We start from the raw sequence: 22218 nt of genomic DNA, 5'->3' as shown, positions 1-22218 counted from the left end.
CGGACGCGGAGAGCGCGCTGAAGGGACGGGTCGCCAGGGGAGGCGCCGTCGCTCGAGTCCCGTGCCCGCTTCGCAGCCGACACAAACCGGCTGGGGCATGGAACGCCGTCCCGAGGCCGCCTACGAGCAGACGGGCGCGATGGACGCGCAGCCGCCCGCACCCTCACGGCCGTCGGGGCCGCAGCAGGTGCCGCCACAGCAGACCGCGCAGTACCCCGTGGACGGACACCCGTCGCGCCGGCGCGGTGCCGAGGAGACGATGGTGGGCGGGGCCGAGCCGCGCCGCTCCCGCGGCGGCCGGGGCCCGCGCGGCCCCGAGGGCCCGGGTCGCGGTGGCGGTGGCGGCGGTGGCGGCGGTGGCGAAGGCGGCGACGCGGGGAAGGGCCGCCGCGGCTGGAAGCGGTTCATCCCGAACTGGAAGATCGTCATGGCCAGCATGGTCGTGCTGGCCGCCGGCCTGTTCGGGATGATCTGGGTCGCCTACGCGAACACACCGCTGCCCGAGGTCGCCCAGCAGAACGCGGTCGCGCAGGAAAGCATCATCTACTACCGGGACGGCAAGACCGAGATCGCCCGCTGGGGCATCCCGCGAAAGATCATCAAGTTCAACGAGGTCAACGACGCGGTCAAGGACGCGACGATCGCCATCGAGAACAAGACCTTCTGGGAGGACTCCGGCATCTCCATCCCGGGCATCGCCCGCTCGGTGTGGATGACCGTGACCCGCCAGCAGGTCCAGGGCGCCTCCACCATCACCCAGCAGATGGCGCGCAACTACTACGAGGGCCTCAGCCAGGAGCAGTCGATCCAGCGGAAGGTCAAAGAGATCTTCGTCGCGGTGAAGCTCAACAAGGAGAAGTCCAAAGAGGACATCCTCATGGACTACCTCAACACGATCAACTACGGCCGTGCCTACGGCATCCAGGCGGCCGCCGAGGCCTACTTCGGCAAGAACACCAAGGCCGCCAAGCTCACCCCCGCGCAGGCGGCCTACCTGGCCGCCCGCATCCAGCAGCCCAACTGGGACGGTGAGGACCCCCGGCTGAAGTCGCGGTGGAGCACCGTGATCAAGTACATGGCCGACCAGTTCCCGCAGAAGTACGGCAACCTGCCGGCGACCGCCAAGTGGCCGAAGGTCAAGAAGCCCACCGACAAGAGCGAGATGTCCGGGCTCACCGGCTACATGGTCAGGGAGGTCCTCAACGAGCTCAAGCGCAACAACATCAGCAGCGACGAGATCGAGCGCAGCGGCTACCGGATCGTCTCGACGTTCGACAAGCAGCTGATGAAGGACGCCAAGGCGGCGGTCGAGGGCGTGACCGCGCGCATGAACAAGGAGTTCCACGCGGGTCTGGCCGCCGTCGACCCCCGAAACGGCAGGGTGCTCGCCTTCTACGGCGGCAGGGACTACATCACCGACCCGTGGAACGAGCCCTTCGAGTCCTACAAGCAGGCGGCCTCGGCCTTCAAGCCGTACGTGCTGGCCGCCTGGCTCGACGCCGGCTACAGCCTCAACAGCTACGTGCCGGGCAACGAGACCGTGCCCAAGGAGATCCCGGGCCAGCAGATCGGCGGCTACCGCAACAGCCACAACGTCGGCCAGGCCGTCGATGTCGTCAAGGCCACCGCCGCCTCGGTCAACACCGCGTACGTCTCCATGGCCTACAAGCTGCCCGGCCAGCTGGAGGACGTGAAGCGGATCGTCGTGGAGGCGGGTCTCGGCAAGAAGCGGATGGATGACGACGTCGCCTCCCACGCCTACGGCTTCTCGATCGGCTCGGCGCTGGTGTCCCCCGTCGAGCAGGCGGCCGGCTACTCGATCTTCGCCAACGGCGGCAAGCACGTCGACTACCACGTGGTCCAGAAGGTCCTCAATCAGGACAAGAGCGTCCGCTGGAACCCCGAGAAGAAGCTGCCGCGACAGGTGATCTCGGCCGAGGCCGCCGCCGACGCCACCGCCGCGATGCAGTCGGTGCTCAAGGCCGGCGGCACCGCCGCGGGCAAGGGCCTGGGCATCCGTCCGGCCGCCGGCAAGACCGGCACCAACAACGACGAGAAGGAGGCCTGGTTCGTCGGCTACACGCCGCAGATCTCCACCGCGGTCGGCTTCTACCGCGAGGAGTGCAGGACCGCCTCCGGCAAGGTCGTCCCGCCGAAGCACTCCAACTGCCCCGGGACCGACGGCAAGAAGCCCAGCAAGTACGACGGGATCAACAAGGTCTACACCAAGCCCTACGAGGTGTCGCTGGGCTTCGAGGGCGCCGGTCCGCCCACCGAGGTGTGGCGTGCCTTCATGCTGCGCGCCCACGAGACGCTGAAGCTGCCGGTCGAGCAGTTCCCGGCCAGGGCGAACATCGGCCAGTCCGAGAACATCGTGGAGAAGCCGGAGCCCAAGCCGACCCCGACCACCGACAACCCGTTCGGCACGCCGGACGACCCGTGGGGCGACGACAACGGCAACGACTGCGGCCTGCTCGGCTGCGACAGCGACGACGACACCGACGGCCTGCCCGAGGACGGCCAGACGGAGGCCGACAGGCTCGGTGACGTCGGCTCCGGCGACGACCCGATGGGCGGCGGCGCGATCGTGCCCGATCCCATGGCCGGATCCACCAGGCGGGACAGCGAATGACACGGCTGGGGACGACGGCGCGGACGGTCGTGCCGTACCTGCCTCTGGGGCTCATGGCGGCCCTGGGGGCGGTCCTCGCCTACGTCTGGAAGCTGCCCTGCAGGACGGGCGGCTGGAACAACTCCATCCAGACGTACGCGAACGCCTGCTACACCGATATCTACCCGCTCTTCTTCGACCGGCAGCTGCACACGCAGGACCCGTACTTCGCCGCGGTGCCGTTCGACAAGCAGGTGGAGTACCCCGTCGTGCTCGGCGAGGTCATGCAGGTCATCGCCTGGCTGGTGCGCCGGCTGGCGCCGGACGAGGCGACCCAGGCGGTGCGGTTCTACGACATCACGGTGATCCTGCTGGGGATCTCCCTCGTGGTCGGCGTGCTGCTGATGGCCGCCGTGGCCGGGCCCACCCGCAGGTGGGACGCCGCCTGGTACGCCCTCGCCCCCGGCGTGATCCTCGCCGCCTACATCAACTGGGACCTGATCGCGGGCGCGCTGTCGATGGGCTTCCTGCTGGCGTGGGCGCGCCGCCGCCAGGTGCTGGCCGGCGTGCTGCTCGGTCTGGCGATCGCGACCAAGTTCTACCCGCTGATGTTCCTCGGCGCGCTGTTCCTGCTGACCGTGCGCACCGGAAAATGGCGGCCCTTCCTCGTCTCGCTGGGCTCGGCGGTGGCCGCCTGGCTCGTCGTCAACGTCCCGTTCATGGTGCTGGCGTGGGAGGGCTGGCGGCGCTTCTACGTCTTCTCCCAGGAGCGCGGCGTCGACTGGGGCTCGCCCTGGCTGTTCTTCGAGCGCAAGGACTGGCCGATCCTCGGCGACATGGACCCGAGCCTGCTCGGCATGGTCTCGCTGGCGCTGCTGTGTCTCGGCATCGCCGTCCTGACCGTGCTGGCGCCGCAGCGGCCCCGCCTGGCGCAGATCTGCTTCCTGGCGCTGGCCGCGTTCATGATGACCAACAAGGTGTGGTCGCCGCAGTTCGTGCTGTGGCTGGTGCCGTTCGCCGTGCTGGCCAGGCCCAACTGGAAGCCGCTGGCGCTGTGGCAGGTCGCCGAGGTGTGGTACTTCTTCGCGATCTGGCTCTACCTGCTCTACCAGGACGAGGCGAGCAGGCACCTGGGCATCGGCGACGACGTCTACTTCACCGCCGTCTGGGGCCGCGTCATCACGATCCTCATCATGATGGCGTTCGTGGTGCGCGACATCCTCCGTCCCGACAAGGACGTGGTACGGCAGGCAGGCGTCGACGACCAGACGGGCGGCGTCTTCGACCGCGCCCCTGACAGGTTCGCGCTCACCTGATGAGGGCGCTCGGGATCTGGGTCACCTCCCGTCTCGGGCTCCTGCTCGCCACCCTGATGGGCGCGTCATGGCTGGCCGGCGCGGGCGGCTACCTCGACAGGTGGAAGCAGTGGGACGCCAGCCTCTTCGTCACGATCGCCCAGCACGGCTACGGCGGCGTCCCCGGCGCCCCGCGTGACCCCGGCCTGCCCGCGTTCTTCCCCGGCATGCCCGCCATGCTCAGGCTCGTCCACCTGGTCGTCCCCGACTGGGCGCTGTGCGGGCTGCTGATCTCGCTGGTCGCGGGTGGCGTGGCGGCGATGGCGCTGGCGCGGCTCGCGGAGTTCGAGGGCGGCTCGGGCTCCACGGCGGTGCTGGCCATGGTGCTGTTCCCCACGGCGGTCTTCCTGACCGCCGGCTACAGCGAGGCGTTGTTCCTCGCGCTCGCGATCCCCGCCTGGCTGGCGGCGCGCAGGAGGCAGTGGGCCGCCGCCGCGCTGCTGGCCGCAGGGGCGTCCGCCGTCCGGATCACGGGGATGTTCCTGGCGGTCGCGCTGATCGTGGAGTTCGTGCTCAGCAAGCCGCGCTGGCGGGAACTGCCGTGGCTGACCATCCCCTTCGTCCCGTTGCTCGCCTACTCGTGGTACCTGCATGACCGTACCGGTGACTGGCTGGCCTGGAAGCACGCGCAGGAGGCCGGCTGGGGCCGGGAGATGGTGTGGCCGTGGGAGGCGTGGCGGACCACCTGGAACTCGGCGATGGGCACCGACGACTTCGCCGTCGCCTTCCGCATGGAGATCGTCGGCGCCGTGGTGGCCGTCGCGGTGCTGGTCTGGCTGCTCGTGCGGCGCCGGTGGAGCGAGTTCGTCTACTGCGGCCTGCAGGCGGGCGCGCTGCTGCTGTCGGCCTACTACCTGTCGGTGCCGCGCGCCCTGATCCTGTGGTTCCCGCTGTGGGTGCTGATCTCCCGGCTGTCGACCCGGTGGATCATCGGGTACGGCCTGCTCCTCGGCCCGCTGATGGTGCTGAACACCCTGAGGTTCCTCACCGGCGCGTGGGCCGGCTGACATCCGTACCCGCTTCCGGTGGAAAGTAATCCATGGAAGTTATCCACAGGCTGTGTGTTTCCCTCACAGGTTCTTGCGGAGGAAGGCGATGTCCTCGGCCTGACCTGCGAACGGCGTCTCCACGATGATCGGCGCCCCCGCCCTGCGGCACACTTCCAGAATCAGCTCGGACTCGATCTGCCCCTGACCGAGGTTGGCGTGGCGGTCGGCGCCCGAGTCGAAGGCGTCACGCGAGTCGTTGCAGTGGACCAGGTCGATGCGGCCGGTGATGGCCTTGACCCGGTCGACCACGTCGACCAGCTCCTCGCCGCCCGCGTGGGCGTGGCAGGTGTCGAGGCAGAAGCCCACGTCGAACCCGTCGAGCGCCTCCCACAGCCGGGCGATGCGGTCGAGCCTGCGCGCGATGGCGTTGCCGCCGCCCGCGGTGTTCTCGATCAGCACGGGGATGGGGCACTCCATCCGCTCGAACACCTTGCGCCAGTTGTCGAACCCGATCTGCGGGTCCTCGTCCTTGTTGAGATGGCCGCCGTGGACGACCAGGCCCTTGGCGCCGAGGCCCGCGGCCGCCTTGAGATGCTGCTCCAGCAGCTTGCGGCTGGGAATCCTGATCCGGTTGTTGGTCGTCGCCACGTTGATCAGGTAGGGCGCGTGGATGTAGATGTCGACGCCCTCGACCGGCTTGTCGGGCAGTACGGGCGCCTTGTAGCCCTGCGGGTCGCCGAGGAAGAACTGCACGATCTCCGCGTCGCGTTCGGCCGCGTGGGCCGCGGGATCGTCCTGGTCGACATGAGCTCCGATGCGCACCATGCCTCCCAGGCTATCCGTTTCGGCGGCACGGATCAGGGCAGTCGAGGCGCAGCCCCCCGACGCTAGGAGCGCCAGATGACCCGCTATCGCTTAGGTGGTTTCCTCTTTCTGATCTACGTCCTGGTCGGCCTCTACGTGGCCTGGATCCACGACTACATCACCCCGGCTTTGCTGAAGGACGTGGCCGAGGCGCTGCTGGCCACGTTCCTGTGGTTCGTCCTCCTCCTCGGCGGCGACCTCCACCTGGGGTGAGACCGCCCGGCGCTCCTCCGCCGCGCCCGCCCAGGGGCGGAGGAGCCCGTTCCACGGGCCCACCTTCACGGGTGCGTCTTCACGGCCCACCTTCACGGGCACGCCTTCACGGGCACGCCTTCACGGGCACGCCTTCACGGGCACGTCTTCAACGGGCACACGGAAGGACGGCACCGCCAGGGGTGCCGCCCGCATCGGGGTGTTATGGCAGGAACCCGCCGCGCGCGATGCCCAGTGCCACGCCCACGAACGACGCCACGATCCCCACGATGTTCAGCGCCCGTTCCGGCGTGGTCGCCGAGATGTACTGCGAGTAGAGCCCGAGGCCGAAGCCGAGCGCCCCCACCCACGACGAGACGACGTGGGCGTCGGGGAAGAAGGTCGACCCGAACGCGACCAGGCCGCACACCAGCGTGGCGATCGACAGCAGGTTCTCGATCGGGTGCGGACGGCCGTCGCTGTTGAGCGTCAGCCTGGACCTCTCGTTCTCGCCGGGACGAAGCACGTGTGGCATGGCTACCACCCCCTCATCTGTAAAGGAGTTCCCATCCGTGCGCGGCTGGTAACCTGAGCAGGCTGCGTTGTGCTGGGTCAACCGCCACCGGGTCGCCGAAAGGGGCGATCCCGGGAAAAACGTCAGCGTCCTCCTGTCACGACAGAGTGTCGTGACCGCAAGAGTCCAGAGGAGGTTGGAGTCCATCATGCGTCGTTACGAAGTAATGGTGATCCTGGACCCTTCGCTCGATGAGCGCACTGTGGCGCCGTCCCTCGACCAGTTCCTCGCCGTCGTCCGCAACGACGGTGGCACCGTGGAGAAGGTCGACGTGTGGGGCCGCCGTCGCCTTGCCTACGACATCGACAAGAAGTCGGAAGGCATCTACGCCGTCATCGACCTGTCCGCCGAGCCGGCCACGGTCAAGGAGCTCGACCGCCAGATGAACCTCGACGAGGGCATCATGCGGACCAAGGTTCTCCGCCCGGACGTGCACTAAGCAGCTCGTTCTCCCGATTTTCTGTCGGGGGCGGGCCGTAGTCTGAGCCGTAACCCAAGAGTTGAGGAAGGGCTCCAGCCATGGCAGCAGGCGACACCGTCATCACCATCGTCGGCAATCTTGTCAACGATCCTGAGCTGCGCTTCACCCCTACGGGGCAAGCCGTGGCCCAGTTCCGCGTCGCGTCCACTCCGCGGTTCATGGACCGCCAGACCAACGAGTGGAAGGACGGCGAAAGCCTCTTCCTGACCTGCAACGTGTGGCGGCAGGCGGCCGAGAACGTCGCCGAGTCGCTGCAGCGCGGCATGCGGGTCATCGTTCAGGGGCGGCTCAAGCAGCGGTCTTACGAGACCAAGGAAGGCGAGAAGCGCACGGTCTACGAGGTCGAGGTCGACGAGATCGGCCCGTCCCTGCGTAACGCCACCGCCAAGGTCAACCGCACCTCCCGTCAGGGTGGTGGCGGCGGCTTCGGCGGCGCCCCCGCCGACGACCCGTGGGCCTCGGCCACGCCCGCCCCGCCCCAGGGCGGCGGCTTCGGCGGTGGCGGTGGTGGCGGCGGCTACGGCGGCGGCAACCAGGGTGGCGGCTTCGGCGGCCAGCAGGGTGGCGGCGGCTTCGGCGGCGGCGACTTCAGCGACGAGCCTCCCTTCTAACCCGAAGGGCCCGTTCGCGGGCCCTTCCCGGTCGGGCCGCCAGGCCTGACCACCTGTCAACAAGCCCGAGTCCATTCCCGCTTCACGGCGGGGCTCTGAAAGGAGCACCACGATGGCTAAGCCGGCACTGCGCAAGCCCAAGAAGAAGGTTTGCCTGTTCTGCCACGACAAGATCTCCTACGTCGACTACAAGGACACGGCGCTGCTTCGGAAGTTCATCTCCGACCGCGGCAAGATCCGTGCGCGCCGGGTGACGGGCAACTGCACCCAGCACCAGCGCGACGTGGCGACCGCGATCAAGAACGCCCGTGAGGTGGCTCTGCTGCCCTACACGAGCACCGCGCGCTAAGGGAGGACTTGCGACATGAAGCTCATCCTCACCACCGAGGTCTCCGGCCTCGGCGCCCCCGGCGACATCGTCGAGGTCAAGGACGGCTACGGCCGCAACTACCTCGTGCCCCGCGGCTACGCGATCCAGTGGACGCGTGGTGGCGAGAAGCAGATCGCTTCGATCAAGAAGGCGCGCGACGCCCGCGAGATCCGCGACCTGGGCACCGCCAAGGAGGTCGCCGGCCAGCTCCGCGCCCTCAAGGTCAAGCTGGCGACCCGCGCCGGCGAGTCCGGCCGCCTGTTCGGCTCCGTCACCACCGGTGACATCGCCGAGGCGGTCCAGAAGGCCGGTGGCCCGGCCCTCGACCGTCGCCGCATCGAGATCGTCAACGCGATCAAGAGCGTCGGCTCCCACAAGGTCAGCGTCAAGCTGCACCCCGAGGTCTCCGCTTCCCTCGACGTCGAAGTCGTCGCCGGCTAGCGGTTTCCGCACCAGCGAAAACCCCCGCGGGGATTCCCGCGGGGGTTTTCGTCATTCCACGGCCTCTCAGCCCGACCTGGACCGAGGCACGCTCCTTCCCACGATCTCGTCCGGGGGATCGTGCGGGGCGGGCGCGCTTGCTGCCCGCTCCGCCCGGCGCTCAGGCGGTCGCTCTCGCAGTGCTGTCCGGGGACCGTGCGAGAGCCGGCGAGCGCCTGCCGTGCGGGCGGCTACGCGACCCGGTCGAGAAAGCCCAGCACCCGTTCGGTGAGCAGCGTGGCGGCCGGCTCGTCGTAGGCGGGCAGGCTGGGGTCGGCGAACAGGTGCTTGTCGCCGGGGTAGAGGAACAGTTCGGCGTCCGCGGCCGTCTCGGCGAGCGCGCGGGCCGCCGCGAGGTCGCCCTCGTCGACGAAGAACGGGTCGGCGTCCATGCCGTGCACCTGGACCGGCACGCCGTCGGGCCAGCCGCCGCCGAACTCGGCGGTCGGGACGCAGGCGTGGACCAGCACCGCGCCCTTCGCTCCGGCTCGGGTCTGGGCCAGCAACTGTGCCGGCATCACCCCGAGCGAGAACCCGGCGTAGACGAGCTCGCCGGGCAGCCCTTCGGCGGCGGCCCGCCCCCGCTCGGCGATCGCGTCGAACCCTGTCTTCTGGGCGTAGGCGACGCCCTCCTCGAGGCCGGCGAAGACCTGCCCCTCGAACAGGTCGGGCACGTGGACGGTGTGGCCGGCTCGCCTGAGCTCCTCGGCGAACACGCGGACACCGGATGTCAACCCGTGCGCGTGATGGAACAGCAACACCTCGGCCATGTCTCTCCCTTTCCCGTGGCGCCCGGTCGGCTCCGTGGTACCGAGTATCGCCGGGGGCCCTGACAGTTTCCGGTGTCCGGCAGCGGAAGAACACGTACATATAGGCCCGGACGGAACCGCCATTAGGCCCCACGTACAATTTGCACGTTCATTCAGTAGACGTGGAGACGCCCATGGTTCGCCCTTCTATGCTGTTCGCTCTCGGTGCGCTGGCGACGGCGACTGTGGCGTGCGCCCCAGCCGACAACACCGCCAGTACGGCCGCCCCGAGCGGCGCCGCCTCCACCGCCTGCACGAAGGAGCAGCTCAAGCTCGTCAACGCGGGCAAGCTGACGATCGGCACCGACAAGCCGGCCTACGAGCCGTGGTTCAAGGACGACGACCCGAGCAACGGCCAGGGCTTCGAGAGCGCGATCGCCTACGCGGTCGCCGGTGAGATGGGCTTCGACCGCGACGAGGTGCAGTGGTCGACGGTCAAGTTCGACACCGCCTTCGCCCCCGGCGCGAAGAAGTTCGACTTCGACATCAACCAGGTCTCGATCACGCCCGCGCGGGCCAAGGCGGTCGACTTCAGCAACGGCTACTACACCGCCAAGCAGGCCGTCGTCGCGGTGAAGGGGTCGAAGGTCGCGGGCGCCACGTCGCTGGCGGCGCTCAAGGACGCCGCGATCGGCGTGCAGGTCGGCACGACCGCGTTCAGCGCCGTCCAGGACATCATCAAGCCGGCCAAGCAGCCGAAGGTCTACAACGACCAGATCGACGCGGTCAACGCGCTGAAGAACGGCCAGATCGACGCGCTCGTCGTCGACCTGCCGACGGCCTTCTACGTGACCGCCGCCCAGGTGGACAACTCCGCCATCATCGGCCAGTTCAGCGCCTCGGGCGGCACGCCCGAGGAGTTCGGCCTGGTCATGGAGAAGGGCAGCACGCTGAAGTCCTGCGTCGACAAGGCGGTCGACGCGCTCAAGACCAAGGGCGAGCTGGCCAAGATCGAGCAGCAGTGGCTCGGCGAGGCGGCGGGTGCTCCCGAGCTGAAGTGATGGCGTCCACCTGGGTCAAGAGCGAAAAGCAGCTCGAACGTGAGCGGGTGCGCGCCAGGCGCGCCCGCCGTTCGGCCTCCACCGCCACCGTCTCCACGATCGTCTTCCTGGTGCTCGTGGTCTGGGTGGTCACGAACGCGCCCGGCTGGGACCGGGTGCAGGACACCTTCTTCAACCCCGAGCAGTTCGTCGCCGCGCTGCCCGACGTGCTCGACGGGTTCCTGCTCAACGTCAAGATCTTCCTGATCGCCGAGCCGCTGATCCTCGTCGTCGGACTGCTGGTGGCGCTGGCCCGCGGGCTGACCGCCCCGGTGTTCTTCCCGCTGCGCTGCCTGGCCGTCGCCTACACCGACATCTTCCGCGGCATCCCGACGATCCTGCTGGTCTACCTGGTGGGCTTCGGCCTGCCCGCCCTGCGGCTGCAGGGCACCCCCTCGGACGAGGCGACGCTGGGCATCATCGCGCTGACGCTCTCCTACGGCGCCTACGTGGCGGAGGTGTTCCGCTCCGGCATCGAGTCGATCCATCCGAGCCAGGTGGCCGCGGCCCGCTCGCTCGGGCTGACACAGGGCAAGACGTTGCGCTTCGTGGTGCTGCCGCAGGCCGTGCGCAGGGTGATCCCGCCCCTGCTGAACGACTTCGTGTCGCTGCAGAAGGACACGGCGCTGGTGGCGACGATCGGGGCGATCGAGGCGCTCAGGCAGGCCCAGATCCACGCGTCCAGCTCCTTCAACTACACGCCCTACCTGGTGGCCGCGCTGCTGTTCATCCTGCTCACCATCCCGATGGCGCGCTTCACCGACTACCTGGCCGCGCGGTCGCAGAGGCGGAGGGGACGATGAGCGTGCTCACCCTCGAAGGGGTGTGGAAGAGCTACCACGACCATCCCGTGCTGCGCGGGATCGACCTCGAGGTGGCGCCGCACGAGGTGGTCTGCCTCATCGGCGCCTCCGGATCGGGCAAGTCCACCCTGCTGCGTACGGTGAACCTGCTCGAGACCGTCGACGACGGGATCATCACGCTCGACGGGCGGGAGATCACCGACCCCGATGTCGACGTCGACGACGTGCGCAAGCGCATGGGCATCGTCTTCCAGGCGTTCAACCTGTTCCCGCACATGAGCGTCCTGGACAACATCACGCTGGCCCCGCGCCAGGTGCACGGGGTGTCCAGGAAGCAGGCGGAGGAGCAGGCCAGGGAGCTGCTGGCCAGGTTCGGCCTGGCGGAGAAGGCGAAGGCCTACCCCGACCAGCTGTCGGGCGGGCAGCAGCAGCGGGTGGCCATCATCCGCGCCATGGCCACGCAGCCCCGGCTGATGCTGCTCGACGAGGTCACCTCGGCGCTCGACCCCGAACTGGTCACCGAGGTGCTCGGGGTCATCAGGGAGCTCAAGAGCGCGGGCATGACCATGGTCCTGACCACGCACGAGATGAGCTTCTGTCGGGACATCGCCGACACCGTCTGCTTCCTGGACGGCGGCGTGCTGCTCGAACGCGGCACGCCCGAGCAGATCTTCACCGATCCCCGGCACCCGCGCACCCGCGACTTCCTGCGCAGCGTGATCGAGTCAGGCCGCTTCTAGGAACGAGGTGCATGGCCGGCGGCCACGCACCTCGTTCCTAGCGGCGGTGGCGGCCGCGTCCGGAGGCGACGGGGGCGGCCAGCGGGCTGCGGCGCCTGCCGTACACGAGGTAGGCCAGGACGCCCACCGCCATCCACGCCGCGAACGACAGCCACGTCTGGACGCTGAGGTTCACCATCAGCCACAGCGTGGCCAGCATCGACAGCGCGGGCAGCAGCGGGGACAGCGGCACGCTGAACCCGCGGGGCGCGTCCGGCATCCGGCGGCGCAGCACGATCACCCCGGCCGACACCGCGAGGAACGCGAACAACGCCCCGACCACCACGATCTGCTCCAGCATCAGCACCGGAGCCAGCTCGGCCAGCAGGATCGCGGTCACGCCGATCACCAGCGTGACCCTGGTGGGGGAGTGGTAGCGGCGGCTGAGCGTCCCGAGCCCGCGGGGCAGCAGCCCGTCGCGGGCCATCGCGAACATGATCCGCGTCTGCCCCGCGATCAGCACCATGATCACCGTCGTCAGCCCCAGGACGGCGCCGATGTTGATGACGTGCACCATCGCGTCCTCGCCCACCGCCGCGAAGGCCGCCGCCAGCGGCGCCACCTCGGAGATGCGCGTGTACGGCACCATGCCGACCATCACCACCGCCACCGCGATGTAGAGCACGGTGGCGATCACGAGGCTGCGGATCATGCCCTTCGGTACGGCCCGCGGCGCGTCCAGCGTCTCCTCGGCGGCCGTGGCCACGACGTCGAAGCCGATGTAGGCGAAGGCGATCGCGGGAGCGGCGGCGAACACCCCGAACCATCCGAAGGATCCCGCCGGCCCCACCACCAGCCCGAGCAGGGTGTCGGGCGGGCCTGACGACGGCTGGTGCGGCGCGATGAAGTCACCCAGGTTGGCCGGGTCGAAGTGGAGCGCCCCGACGGCGATCACCGCGGCGATGGCGGCCAGCTTGGCCACGACGATCAGCCACAGCGCGCGCAGCCCGAACCTGGCGCTCATCGCGACCGTGGCGGTCAGCAGGCCGAGGACGAGCGCGGTCAGCACGCCCTGCGGTACCGGGAGGGGCACCCCGAGGTCGGCGAACGTCTGGGCGGCGTACAGCGCCCACACCCGCGCCACGACGGCGGCCGCCAGTTGCATCTCCAGCAGCAGCGCCCAGCCGACGACCCAGGCCCCCACCTCGCCGAACAGCACGTAGGAGAAGGTGTAGGCGCTGCCCGAGGCGGGGATCGTGGAGGCCAGCTCGGCGTAACAGAGCGCGGCCAGCAGCGAGGCGATCCCGGCGATCATGAAGGAGAGGATCACGCCGGGGCCGGCGGTGGTGACCGCCTGGCGGCCGGCGACGCTGAAGATGCCCGCGCCGATCATCACGCCGAGCCCGAGGATCACCAGGTCGGCAGGCCGGTAGAGCCGGTGCAGGCGGTGCCGGGCACCGGTGCGCGGGCCGGTGGCCGCGGCGAGGGGGAGACGGGGCACGTGTCTGTACCAATCGCCGGGGTGAGGATTCTCACCATGCAGGGCGTGGAGCGTGCCAGGCAAGAACGGGCCGGTTGACGAGTGGTCAACCTCCGGTAACCAGCCACCGCGTGCCGTACGCCCTGGCTCCCAGCGTGACGAGACGCGCGACCATCCACACGCCCAGGGCCAGCCACAACACGACCAGGTCGCCCGCCGCGAGCGCCAGGGGCAGGTAGGCGAGCGTCGTCCACACCCCGGCCCACGCCAGGTAGCGCTGGTCGCCCGCGCCGATCAGGACACCGTCGAGCACGAACACGATGCCCGAGACCGGCTGGAGCAGCGCCACCACCCACAGCACGCCGAGCAGCTCGGCGGTCACCTCGGGATCGGCGTCGAAGACGCCGGGGAAGAACGGCCGTCCCACGACCACGATCAGGCCCAGCGCGACCCCCGACCACAGGCCCCACCACACCATGCGCCTGGTGGCGTCCTTGGTGCCCGCGGCGTCGCCCGCGCCGAGCGAGCGCCCCGTGATGGCCTGCCCCGCGATGGCGATGGCGTCGAGGGCGAGGGCGAGCAGCGTCCACAGCTGGGTGGTGATGGCGTGCGCGGCCAGCTCGGCGGTGCCCAGCCTGGTCGCCATGGCGGTGGCCACCAGGAGCACGATGCGCAGGCATATCGTCCTGATGAGGAGGGCGACGCTTGCCGTACCGGCCTGTTTGATGCCTGCCGGGTTGGGTGTGAGCGGTACGCCCGCGCGCCGGGCGCCCTTGACGACGACCCACAGGTAGACGCCCGCCGCGGCGGTCTGGGCGAGAACGGTGCCCCACGCCGAGCCCGCGATGCCCCAGTGCAGGCCGAGCACGAACCACGCGTTGAGCACGGCGTTCAGCGTGAAGGAGGCGACGGCGACGACGAGCGGTGTCCTGGTGTCCTGCATGCCGCGCAGGACGCCGGTGCCGGCGAGCACGACGAGCATGCCGGGGGTGCCGAGCAGGCTGATCCGCAGGTAGGTGGCGGCGTCCGCGGACTGCGCGGGCTCGGCGCCGAACAGGTCGACGATCGCGGGTGACAGCGGCCAGCAGATCACGATGAGCGCGACGCCGATGGCGAAGGCCAGCCACAGCCCGTCCACGCCGTCGCGCATGGCGCGGGTGTGGTTGCCCGCGCCGATCTGCCTGGCGACGGAGGCGGTGGTGCCGTAGGCGAGGAACACGCAGAGATAGACCAGCGTCGACAGGACGGTCCCCGCCACGCCGAGCGCGCCGACCGCGGTGGTGCCCAGTCCATGGCCCACGATCGCGTAGTCGGCGATCAGGAACAGCGGTTCGGCGACCAGTGCCCCGAAGGCGGGGAGTGCCAGGCGCAGAATCTCCCTGTCCCGGGCGGTAATGGGCATTTAGCCATTATGCCCCTTACGTAATGATCCTTTGGCGTGTCGAGCCAACTTTCTTTCCTCCACAGCCGGTGGATAGTGTTTTCGCTGGTCAGGGCGGTTTTCCACAGCCAGGCTCAGAGTTATCCCCAGGCTCGTCCACAGCGCTCCCACACCTTCCACCGGTTCCTGCACAGCTTGACCACAGGGTTGTCCACAGGCTGCGTTGCCGTACCGTCTAACGACGGGCGAAACTGTCAGCCCGGTCGACTACAAGTGGGGGTGGTGCGACCGCCTGCTAGGTGTATCGAGGGGGCGCGGTGACCATGGAAGACGACGAGCCACGCGGCGGTCCTGGCTTCGAGCGCACCCCACCGAGCAACATCGAGGCGGAGCAGTCCGTCCTCGGCGGCATGCTGCTGTCCAAGGACGCCATCGCCGACGTCGTCGAGATCATCAGGTCCGACGACTTCTACCGGCCCGCCCACCAGATGATCTACGAGGTCGTCACCGACCTGTACGGCAGGGGCGAGCCCGCCGACGCCGTCACCGTCTTCGACGAGCTGCAGAAGCGCGGCGAGATGGCCAGAGTCGGCGGCGCCGCCTACCTCCACACGCTGACCGCGGTCGTCCCCACCGCCGCCAACGCCGGCTACTACGCCAAGATCGTCAGGGAGCAGGCCATCCTGCGCCGCCTCATCGAGGCCGGCACCCGCATCGTCTCCTTCGGCTACGGCGGGCAGAACGAAGAGGTCGACGACCTGGTCGACCGGGCACAGGCGGAGATCTACAAGGTCACCGAGCGCCGAACGTCCGAAGACTACGCGCCGCTGTCCGACATCATGCCGGGCGCCCTCGACGAGCTGGAGGCGATCGGCTCCCGCGGCGGCCAGATGGTCGGCGTCCCGACCGGCTTCCAGGACCTCGACTCGCTCACCAACGGCCTGCACCCCGGCCAGATGATCGTCGTCGCCGCCCGCCCCGCGATCGGCAAGGCGCTCGCGCTCGACACTCCCCTGCCAACCCCGACGGGTTGGACCACCATGGGTGAGGTGAGAGTCGGTGACCATCTGATCGGAGCCGACGGAAAGCCCACCCGCGTTGTCGCGGCGACGGACGTCATGCACGGCAGGCCCTGCTACGAGGTGGAGTTCGCCGACGGTACGGTGATCGTCGCCGACGGCTCCCATCAGTGGCTGACGGACACACGGGCATCCCGCGGGGCGGGCCGGCGGAGTGCTTCGGTGAAGACCACCGAGGAGATCGCCGCCACTCTCGTCTGCAACACGTCCGACGTGCGATTCAACCACTCAGTACCCGTCGCCGGTTCCATGGAGCTGCCCGACCGCGACCTCCCGTTGCCGCCGTACACCCTTGGGGTGTGGCTGGGAGACGGGAACAGCGACAGCGCCAGGTTCACATCGGCGGACCCGGAGATCGCCGCTTACATCGAACAAGAGGGGATAGGCGGCGAAAAAGGCGGCCCCTCCACCGGATTGCGCCGCCGGGACCACCACGGGACCGCTCAGGACATTCTCCGCGGTATGGGAGTGCTGGGGAACAAGCACATCCCCTCCATCTACCTGCGTGCCTCCGAACAACAGCGCCGGGACCTGCTCGCCGGCCTGCTGGACACCGACGGGTACGTCAACGACAGCGGCACGGTCGTGTTCGCCGTCACCAACCGGCGACTGGCCTACGACACGCAGGAACTGATCCTCGGTCTCGGATACAAGGCGACCATCGCCACCAAGCGTGTCAACGGCCGCTCAGAGGACAGTTCCACGTGCTACCAGGTCTGCTTCACCCCTGGCGACAAGGTGTTCAAGCTCAGCGGGAAAGCCGCCCGACACCGGCCGCAGGCCGGTCCCAAGGTCGGCTACCGGAACATCGTCGCCGTACGGCGAGTCGAGTCGGTTCCGGTTCGCTGCGTCGAGGTGGACAACCCGGAGCACCTGTACCTCGCCAGTCGGTCCTGGATCCCTACGCACAACTCGACGCTGGGACTGGATTTCGCCAGGTCGGCGGCGATCAAGCACGGGATGACCACGGTCGTCTTCTCCCTGGAGATGTCGCGCAACGAGATCACCATGCGACTGCTGTCCGCGGAGGCGCGCGTGGCGCTCCACGCGATGCGCTCGGGCATGATGACCGACGACGACTGGACCAGGCTCGCCCGCAGGATGAGCGAGGTGGCCGAGGCGCCGCTGTTCATCGACGACTCGCCCAACATGTCGATGATGGAGATCAGGGCCAAGTGCCGCCGTCTCAAGCAGCGCAACGACCTGCGTTTCGTCGTCATCGACTACCTCCAGCTGATGAGCTCGCCGAAGAAGACGGAGTCCCGGCAGAACGAGGTGTCGGAGATCTCGCGGTCGATCAAGCTGCTGGCCAAGGAACTCGAGGTGCCGGTGATCGCCATCTCCCAGCTCAACCGTGGTCCCGAGCAGCGCACCGACAAGCGTCCCGCGGTCAGCGACCTCCGCGAATCGGGATCGATCGAGCAGGACGCGGACATGGTGATCCTGCTTCACCGCGAGGACGCCTACGAGCGGGAGTCGCCGCGCGCGGGTGAGGCGGACCTGATCGTGGCCAAGCACCGTAACGGCCCCACGGCTACGGTCACCGTCGCCTTCCAGGGCCACTACAGCCGCTTCGTCGACATGGCCCAGCACTAGCGGCCGTCACCTCCGCCTCAGGTCGCTTCCGCCACCCGTGCGTGGCTCGCGTGCACGCGGTGCCGTACGACGAGTTTGATCAGCTCTTCGATCACGACGAGGGTCGCCGCGATCCCGACGCAGACGCCCCACTGGGCGAGGTTCAGGCCGGTGGTCCTGAGGATGCTCTGCAGGAAGCCGACCACGGTGACCGCGATGACCGCGAGGAGCGCGATGGCGTACCTGCGCAGTTGGTTCGGGCCAGGAATGGCGTCCCTGGAGAAGATCGTGTTCGTCTGGTCCCTGGTCAGCACTCCCGCCGCGACGTGGAAGAGCGACAGCGTGGTCAGGAGCATGGTGGAGGCCACGAGCGCCCCGTACGCCACGCCGACCTGGTAGGCGGCCAGCGAGCCGACCGTCATGACGAGCCCCTGGACGCACAGCCGGATCCAGTTCGCCCGGGACAGGACCGGTGCGCCGACCGGCCGGGGCGCGCGGTCCATCAGGCCACGTGTCGGCTCGTCGAAGCCCAGCGCGATGGCGATCGGGATGTCCACCACCATGTTGATCCACAGGATCTGCAGCGGGTTGAGCGGGATCCCGTCGGCGATGCCGAAGAGGGCCGCGCCGATGAAGACCGCGATGTAGGCGACCAGCGTCGACATCTGGAAGCGGAGGTACTTCAGCAGGTTGTCGTACAGGGAGCGGCCGTACTCCACGGCGCCCACGATCGTCGCGAAGTTGTCGTCAGTGAGGATCATCACGGCGGCTTCCTTGGACACCTCGGTGCCGGTGATCCCCATCGCCACGCCGATGTCGGCCGCCTTCAGGGCGGGTGCGTCGTTCACCCCGTCGCCGGTCATGGCCACCACGTTGCCGGACTGCTTGAGCAGCCGGACCAGGCGCAGCTTGTCCTCGGGCGCCACCCGGGCGACGACGCCGATGTCATCCAGCTTCCTGAGCGCCTCGTCGTCGCTCAGCGCCGCGAACTCGGCCCCGGTGATCGCCTGGCCGGTGATGCCGAGCTCACCGGCGATCGCCGCCGCCGTCGTCGCGTGGTCACCGGTGATCATCCGTACCCGGATGCTGGCCTTCTTGCACGTCGCGATCGCGCTCCTGGCCTCCGGACGCGGCGGGTCGACGATTCCCACCATCGCGAGCAGGGTGAGGTCCCGCACCTGGCCGATGAGGTCGCCGTCCGGGTTGAAGGCGCGCGGATCGAACTCCCGCTCGGCCACCACCATGACCCGCTCGCCCGCCGCCGCCATGCGGTCGTTCGCGTCCAGGGCGAGCGAGCGGTTGCCGTCCGTCACCTGGACGCGGGAGCCGTCCGGCGCGCGGTAGGCGGTCCCGCGCGCGATGAGCACGTCGGGGGCGCCCTTGACGTAGCAGCGGACGACCGGCTGCCCGTTCGCGCCGGTCATCTCGTGGAAGGTCGCCATGAACTTGTAGTCCGAGTCGAACGGGACCTCCGCGATCCGGGGGTAGGCGGCGCGGGTGTCGGCGATGTCGAGACCGCCCTTGGCGGCCAGCACGATCAGCGCGCCTTCCGTCGGATCCCCGATCAGGTTCTCGCCGTCCAGGACGGCGTCCGCGCACAGGACCATCGGCAGCAGGTACGGGTCGAGGTCGATGCTCGTCCCGCCGACGTGCTTGATCTCGCCCTCGGTACGGTAGCCCTCGCCCGACACGGTGAAGCGGTTCTGGCCAGGGATCACCATCTCCCTGGCCGTCATCTTGTTGAGCGTGAGCGTTCCGGTCTTGTCGGAGCAGATCATCGACGTCGAGCCCAGGGTCTCCACCGCGGGCAGGCGTTTCACGATGGCGTTACGGCGTGCGATGTTCTGGGTGCCGATCGACAGCAGCGCCGTCACGACCGCGGGAAGGCCCGTCGGGATGGCGGCGACGGCCAGGGCCACACCCGTGACGAACAAGGTGTTGAACGGCTTGTTCTGGAGCAGCCCGAGCACGACCACCAGGGCGAGGGCGATGCCGGCGATCGTCGCGATGATCTTGGACAGCGAGTCCAGCTGCTTCTGCAGCGGAGTCTTGTCCGCCTCCGTGCTGGCGAGGAGGTCGGCGATGTGGCCGATCTCGGTGTCCATCCCGGTCGCGGTGACGACGATCTCCCCGCGGCCCCGGGTGACGGAGGTGTTCATGTAGGCGAAGCACGTCCGGTCGCCGAGCGGCACCTCCTTGCCCGGCACGGGCTCGACGCTCTTGAGGACCGGCAGGCTCTCGCCCGTGAGGGCGGCCTCCTCGATCTCCAGCGTGGCGGCGACGCAGATCCGGCCGTCCGCCGGAATCCTGTTGCCCGCCTCCACCAGCACCACGTCACCCGGGACGAGCTCCTCGGCGTCGATCTCGACGGCCTGGCCGTCCCGGCGCACCCGCGCGATGGTCTTCATCATCTGGGAGAGGGCCTTGACGCTCTCCTCGGCCTTCGCCTCCTGGCGCAGGCCGACCACGGCGTTGAAGACGGTGAGCGCGACGAGGACCACGGACGTTCCGACCTCGCGCGTGACGAGCAGGTTGATCAACGCGGCGGCGAGCAGCACGATCTGCATGAAGTCCCGGTACTGGCGCAGCCACGCCTGGAGCGCGGACTCCTTCTTCCCCGCGGCGAGCCGGTTGGGGCCGTGGGTCCTGAGGCGTTCGCGCGCGGCGTCGGCACCGAGCCCCTGGTCGAGCTGGACACCGAACTCCCGGAGCACCGTCGCGACATCGACCGCGTGCCATGCCGGACGGGCCCCCTGCCCCCGCTCCGGGACGGTCTCCGGCTTTCCCGGGCGGTGCGGATCCGGCGAGACGGTGCTGCTCATCCTCTGCGTCCTCCGTTGCGAAAGCGCGGCCGATCACACGGCGAGCGCGGTCGGGACCCCGTCGGCGGCTTCCTCCTTCATCGCTTCGTGCGCCCGTACCGGCAGGAAGCGGGTATGCGACACCGCCGGTGTCGATCACCGGCGTGTCCTCTGTTCATGCCCTCCCCGGCTTCACATTTCTCCCTAAAAGTGTGCAAATTGGGCATTGGTTTGGTTGGGATCCGCCCGGCGCGCGCACCGCGGATCAGGGGCGGCGCCCGGGGGGCGGAAGGCGCGATCGGGGCGGTGCCGGGTAGCGTGCCTGCTGGATCCGACTTCCTGGCGACTTCCTGATGACTTCCTGACGACGACGAGGCGGGACGGTGGCTGACCTCATCCGTGGCGTGTTGTTCGACATCGACGACACCCTCTTCGACTACTCCAGCTCCGAACGCGCCGGCCTGCTCGAACATCTGGCCGCCGAGGGCCTGCTGGACGGCTTCCCGTCGCCCGAGGAGGCGGTGGGGCGGTGGCGACGGATCATGGAGGAGGAGTACGACAGGTTCCTGGTCGGCGAGCTGACCTTCGAGGAGCAGCGGCTCGTCCGGGTCAGCAGGTTCCTCGGCAGGCCGGTGCCGGAAGAGGAGGCGACGGCCTGGTTCGCGGGCTACTCGGCGCTCGTCAACGCCGCGTGGGCGGCCTTCCCCGACGCCGCCCCCGTGCTGGCGGCGCTCGCGCCGCGTTACCGGCTGGGGGTGGTGACCAACTCCACGCTGTCGCACCAGCTGGCCAAGCTGACCGCGCTCGGCCTGCTCGGCCACTTCGGCACGACGGCGATCGTGTGTTCCAGCGAGTACGGCCAGGCGAAACCGCACCCCGGCATCTTCCTGGAGGGGTGCGCGCGGCTCGGCCTGCCCCCTGCGCAGGTCGCGTTCGTGGGCGACAAGTACGACATCGACGCGCTGGGGGCGCGCGACGCGGGACTGCGCGCCTTCTGGCTCGACCGGTCGGGCCGCGGCGCCATACCAGCACACGAGAGCGCCGCAGGGCCGCGGGCGGGGGCTGCTCCAGCCCGCGAGAGCGCCGTGGGGCCGCGGGTGGGGGCTGCTCCGGCCCGCGAGAGCGCCGCAGGGCGACCGGCGCGGGACGTATCGGCAGGCGAGGGTGCCGCGGGGTCGCGTGCGGGGGATGGCCGGGAACGCGAGGGTGCCGCGGGGTCGCGGGGCGGGGACGGGCCGGCACCGGACGGCGTGACGGTCATCGGCTCGCTGGAGGAACTGCTGACGGCCTTGGACGCGGTCAGCTCGCGTAGATCAGCCGGCGGTACGGCCGGATGAGGTCCTCGAACACGGCGATGAACTCGGCGGCGGCCGTGGCGATCTCCTCGTCCGGCGGCGGCGTGGCGGGTTCGAGCGCGTGGCGCACGACGAACGCCAGCGTCTCGGCCTTGGCCCGCCGGTCGAGCTCGCCCGCCTGCGGGTCGAGCGCGTCGATGAGGTAGAAGCCGCCGTTGAGCGCGCTCAGCGCGTACCGAAGGTTGGGCACGTCGTCGCGGAGCAGGCCGTGGCCGACCATCAGGTCGAACATGCGCGTGGTGGCCAGCAGCTCCTGGCTGTGCAGCGGCCGGTCGGCCATCATGCCCTGCAGCGCCCGGCTGTCGCCGGTGATGAGCACGCGCAGGACGGGCCGGTCCTGGATGTCGACGAACGAGAACGCCAGCATCCGGTGGGGCAGCACGGTGGCCGGTTCGCGGCGCATCTGGGCGAGGAGCGTCTCCAGGTAGGCGACGGCCTCGCGCAGGAGCAGGGCCTCGAACAGCTGCTGCTTGGTGCGCCAGTGGAGGTAGACGGTGCCCTTGCCGATCCCGGCCCGCTGGGCGATGTCCTCGATCGTCACCTTGCGGTAGCCGAGCTGGACCAGGAGCTCGGCGGCGGCGTCGAGGATCCGGTCGGCCCGCTCCTTCGTCATGGGGCCTCCAGAACACGCGCTGACCGTTGGTCGAAT

The 22218-nt window shown here is 69.3% G+C and carries 20 protein-coding genes; 13 read left to right on the top strand and 7 right to left on the bottom strand.

Annotated features, from left to right (window positions below; all coding sequences use genetic code 11):
• Nucleotides 1-97 precede the first annotated feature (97 nt).
• The 3 genes from ABZX22_RS37425 to ABZX22_RS37415 are packed head-to-tail and all read left to right on the top strand — an operon-like array spanning nt 98 to nt 4973.
• Complete coding sequence (locus ABZX22_RS37425; RefSeq protein ID WP_354919222.1) at nt 98-2632, top strand: transglycosylase domain-containing protein; 2535 nt, start codon at nt 98-100, stop codon at nt 2630-2632.
• Nucleotides 2629-3927, top strand: coding sequence for a glycosyltransferase 87 family protein (locus tag ABZX22_RS37420; protein WP_354919219.1), 1299 nt, complete (start codon nt 2629-2631; stop codon nt 3925-3927). The genes ABZX22_RS37425 and ABZX22_RS37420 overlap by 4 nt, the downstream gene beginning before the upstream one ends.
• Entirely contained in the window at nt 3927-4973 is a 1047-nt protein-coding gene (locus tag ABZX22_RS37415) for a hypothetical protein (RefSeq protein ID WP_354919216.1), read from the top strand. Before ABZX22_RS37420 ends, ABZX22_RS37415 begins: the two co-directional genes overlap by 1 nt.
• A 63-nt stretch (nt 4974-5036) precedes the next feature.
• On the opposite strand, the gene ABZX22_RS37410 is transcribed toward ABZX22_RS37415, so the two are convergent.
• Nucleotides 5037-5780 carry a deoxyribonuclease IV gene (locus ABZX22_RS37410; RefSeq protein WP_354919213.1) on the bottom strand — a complete coding sequence of 248 codons (744 nt, stop codon included), beginning with the start codon at nt 5778-5780 and terminating at the stop codon, nt 5037-5039.
• A gap of 75 nt (nt 5781-5855) precedes the next feature.
• Here ABZX22_RS37410 and ABZX22_RS37405 point away from each other — a divergent pair, with 75 nt between their 5' ends.
• On the top strand, nt 5856-6032 hold the full coding sequence (locus ABZX22_RS37405; RefSeq protein WP_354919210.1) for a hypothetical protein: 177 nt from the start codon (nt 5856-5858) through the stop codon (nt 6030-6032).
• Nucleotides 6033-6234: 202 nt separating this feature from the next.
• Here ABZX22_RS37405 and ABZX22_RS37400 read toward each other — a convergent pair whose 3' ends face one another.
• Nucleotides 6235-6546 carry a hypothetical protein gene (locus ABZX22_RS37400; RefSeq protein WP_354919207.1) on the bottom strand — a complete coding sequence of 104 codons (312 nt, stop codon included), beginning with the start codon at nt 6544-6546 and terminating at the stop codon, nt 6235-6237.
• Between the two features lie 187 nt (nt 6547-6733).
• Between ABZX22_RS37400 and rpsF the strand changes: the two genes are divergently transcribed.
• From rpsF to rplI, 4 genes are all read left to right on the top strand, one after another.
• Nucleotides 6734-7024 carry a 30S ribosomal protein S6 gene (gene rpsF, locus ABZX22_RS37395; RefSeq protein WP_354919204.1) on the top strand — a complete coding sequence of 97 codons (291 nt, stop codon included), beginning with the start codon at nt 6734-6736 and terminating at the stop codon, nt 7022-7024.
• A gap of 80 nt (nt 7025-7104) precedes the next feature.
• Nucleotides 7105-7677, top strand: a complete 573-nt coding sequence (locus tag ABZX22_RS37390; protein WP_354919201.1) for a single-stranded DNA-binding protein — start codon at nt 7105-7107, stop codon at nt 7675-7677.
• Between the two features lie 112 nt (nt 7678-7789).
• Nucleotides 7790-8026 (top strand): 30S ribosomal protein S18, encoded by a 237-nt coding sequence (gene rpsR, locus ABZX22_RS37385; protein WP_020543048.1) that lies wholly within the window; start codon nt 7790-7792, stop codon nt 8024-8026.
• Between the two features lie 15 nt (nt 8027-8041).
• Nucleotides 8042-8488, top strand: coding sequence for a 50S ribosomal protein L9 (gene rplI, locus ABZX22_RS37380; protein WP_354919198.1), 447 nt, complete (start codon nt 8042-8044; stop codon nt 8486-8488).
• A 230-nt stretch (nt 8489-8718) separates the two neighbouring features.
• Here the strand turns inward: rplI and ABZX22_RS37375 are convergent, their stop codons facing one another.
• Nucleotides 8719-9297, bottom strand: a complete 579-nt coding sequence (locus tag ABZX22_RS37375) for a dienelactone hydrolase family protein (RefSeq protein ID WP_354919195.1) — start codon at nt 9295-9297, stop codon at nt 8719-8721.
• A 173-nt stretch (nt 9298-9470) separates the two neighbouring features.
• On the opposite strand from ABZX22_RS37375, the gene ABZX22_RS37370 reads away from it, so the two are divergent.
• The 3 genes from ABZX22_RS37370 to ABZX22_RS37360 are packed head-to-tail and all read left to right on the top strand — an operon-like array spanning nt 9471 to nt 11919.
• Nucleotides 9471-10337 (top strand): ABC transporter substrate-binding protein, encoded by an 867-nt coding sequence (locus ABZX22_RS37370; protein ID WP_354919192.1) that lies wholly within the window; start codon nt 9471-9473, stop codon nt 10335-10337.
• Nucleotides 10337-11179 carry an amino acid ABC transporter permease gene (locus ABZX22_RS37365; protein WP_354919189.1) on the top strand — a complete coding sequence of 281 codons (843 nt, stop codon included), beginning with the start codon at nt 10337-10339 and terminating at the stop codon, nt 11177-11179. The genes ABZX22_RS37370 and ABZX22_RS37365 overlap by 1 nt, the downstream gene beginning before the upstream one ends.
• Entirely contained in the window at nt 11176-11919 is a 744-nt protein-coding gene (locus ABZX22_RS37360; RefSeq protein WP_354919186.1) for an amino acid ABC transporter ATP-binding protein, read from the top strand. Before ABZX22_RS37365 ends, ABZX22_RS37360 begins: the two co-directional genes overlap by 4 nt.
• Nucleotides 11920-11956: 37 nt before the next feature.
• Here the strand turns inward: ABZX22_RS37360 and ABZX22_RS37355 are convergent, their stop codons facing one another.
• The gene (locus ABZX22_RS37355; protein WP_354919183.1) at nt 11957-13399 is read right to left on the bottom strand and encodes an amino acid permease; all 1443 of its coding nucleotides are present in this window, start codon (nt 13397-13399) and stop codon (nt 11957-11959) included.
• An 85-nt stretch (nt 13400-13484) separates the two neighbouring features.
• Complete coding sequence (locus ABZX22_RS37350; RefSeq protein WP_354919180.1) at nt 13485-14780, bottom strand: MATE family efflux transporter; 1296 nt, start codon at nt 14778-14780, stop codon at nt 13485-13487.
• A 302-nt stretch (nt 14781-15082) separates the two neighbouring features.
• On the opposite strand from ABZX22_RS37350, the gene dnaB reads away from it, so the two are divergent.
• On the top strand, nt 15083-17434 hold the full coding sequence (gene dnaB, locus ABZX22_RS37345; RefSeq protein WP_354919303.1) for a replicative DNA helicase: 2352 nt from the start codon (nt 15083-15085) through the stop codon (nt 17432-17434).
• Between the two features lie 17 nt (nt 17435-17451).
• On the opposite strand, the gene ABZX22_RS37340 is transcribed toward dnaB, so the two are convergent.
• Nucleotides 17452-20235 (bottom strand): HAD-IC family P-type ATPase, encoded by a 2784-nt coding sequence (locus tag ABZX22_RS37340; RefSeq protein WP_354919177.1) that lies wholly within the window; start codon nt 20233-20235, stop codon nt 17452-17454.
• A gap of 362 nt (nt 20236-20597) precedes the next feature.
• Between ABZX22_RS37340 and ABZX22_RS37335 the strand changes: the two genes are divergently transcribed.
• Nucleotides 20598-21551, top strand: a complete 954-nt coding sequence (locus ABZX22_RS37335) for an HAD family hydrolase (RefSeq protein ID WP_354919174.1) — start codon at nt 20598-20600, stop codon at nt 21549-21551.
• Here ABZX22_RS37335 and ABZX22_RS37330 read toward each other — a convergent pair.
• Entirely contained in the window at nt 21514-22182 is a 669-nt protein-coding gene (locus ABZX22_RS37330) for a helix-turn-helix domain-containing protein (protein ID WP_354919171.1), read from the bottom strand. The two genes, ABZX22_RS37335 and ABZX22_RS37330, sit on opposite strands and share 38 nt — an antisense overlap.
• Between the last annotated feature and the right edge of the window lie 36 nt (nt 22183-22218).

It is taken from the genome of Nonomuraea sp. NPDC003804, from assembly GCF_040610675.1.
Lineage (GTDB): Bacteria > Actinomycetota > Actinomycetes > Streptosporangiales > Streptosporangiaceae > Nonomuraea.
The sequence above is the reverse complement of the archived record's forward strand: the minus strand, read 5'-3'. Positions and strand labels throughout refer to the sequence as shown.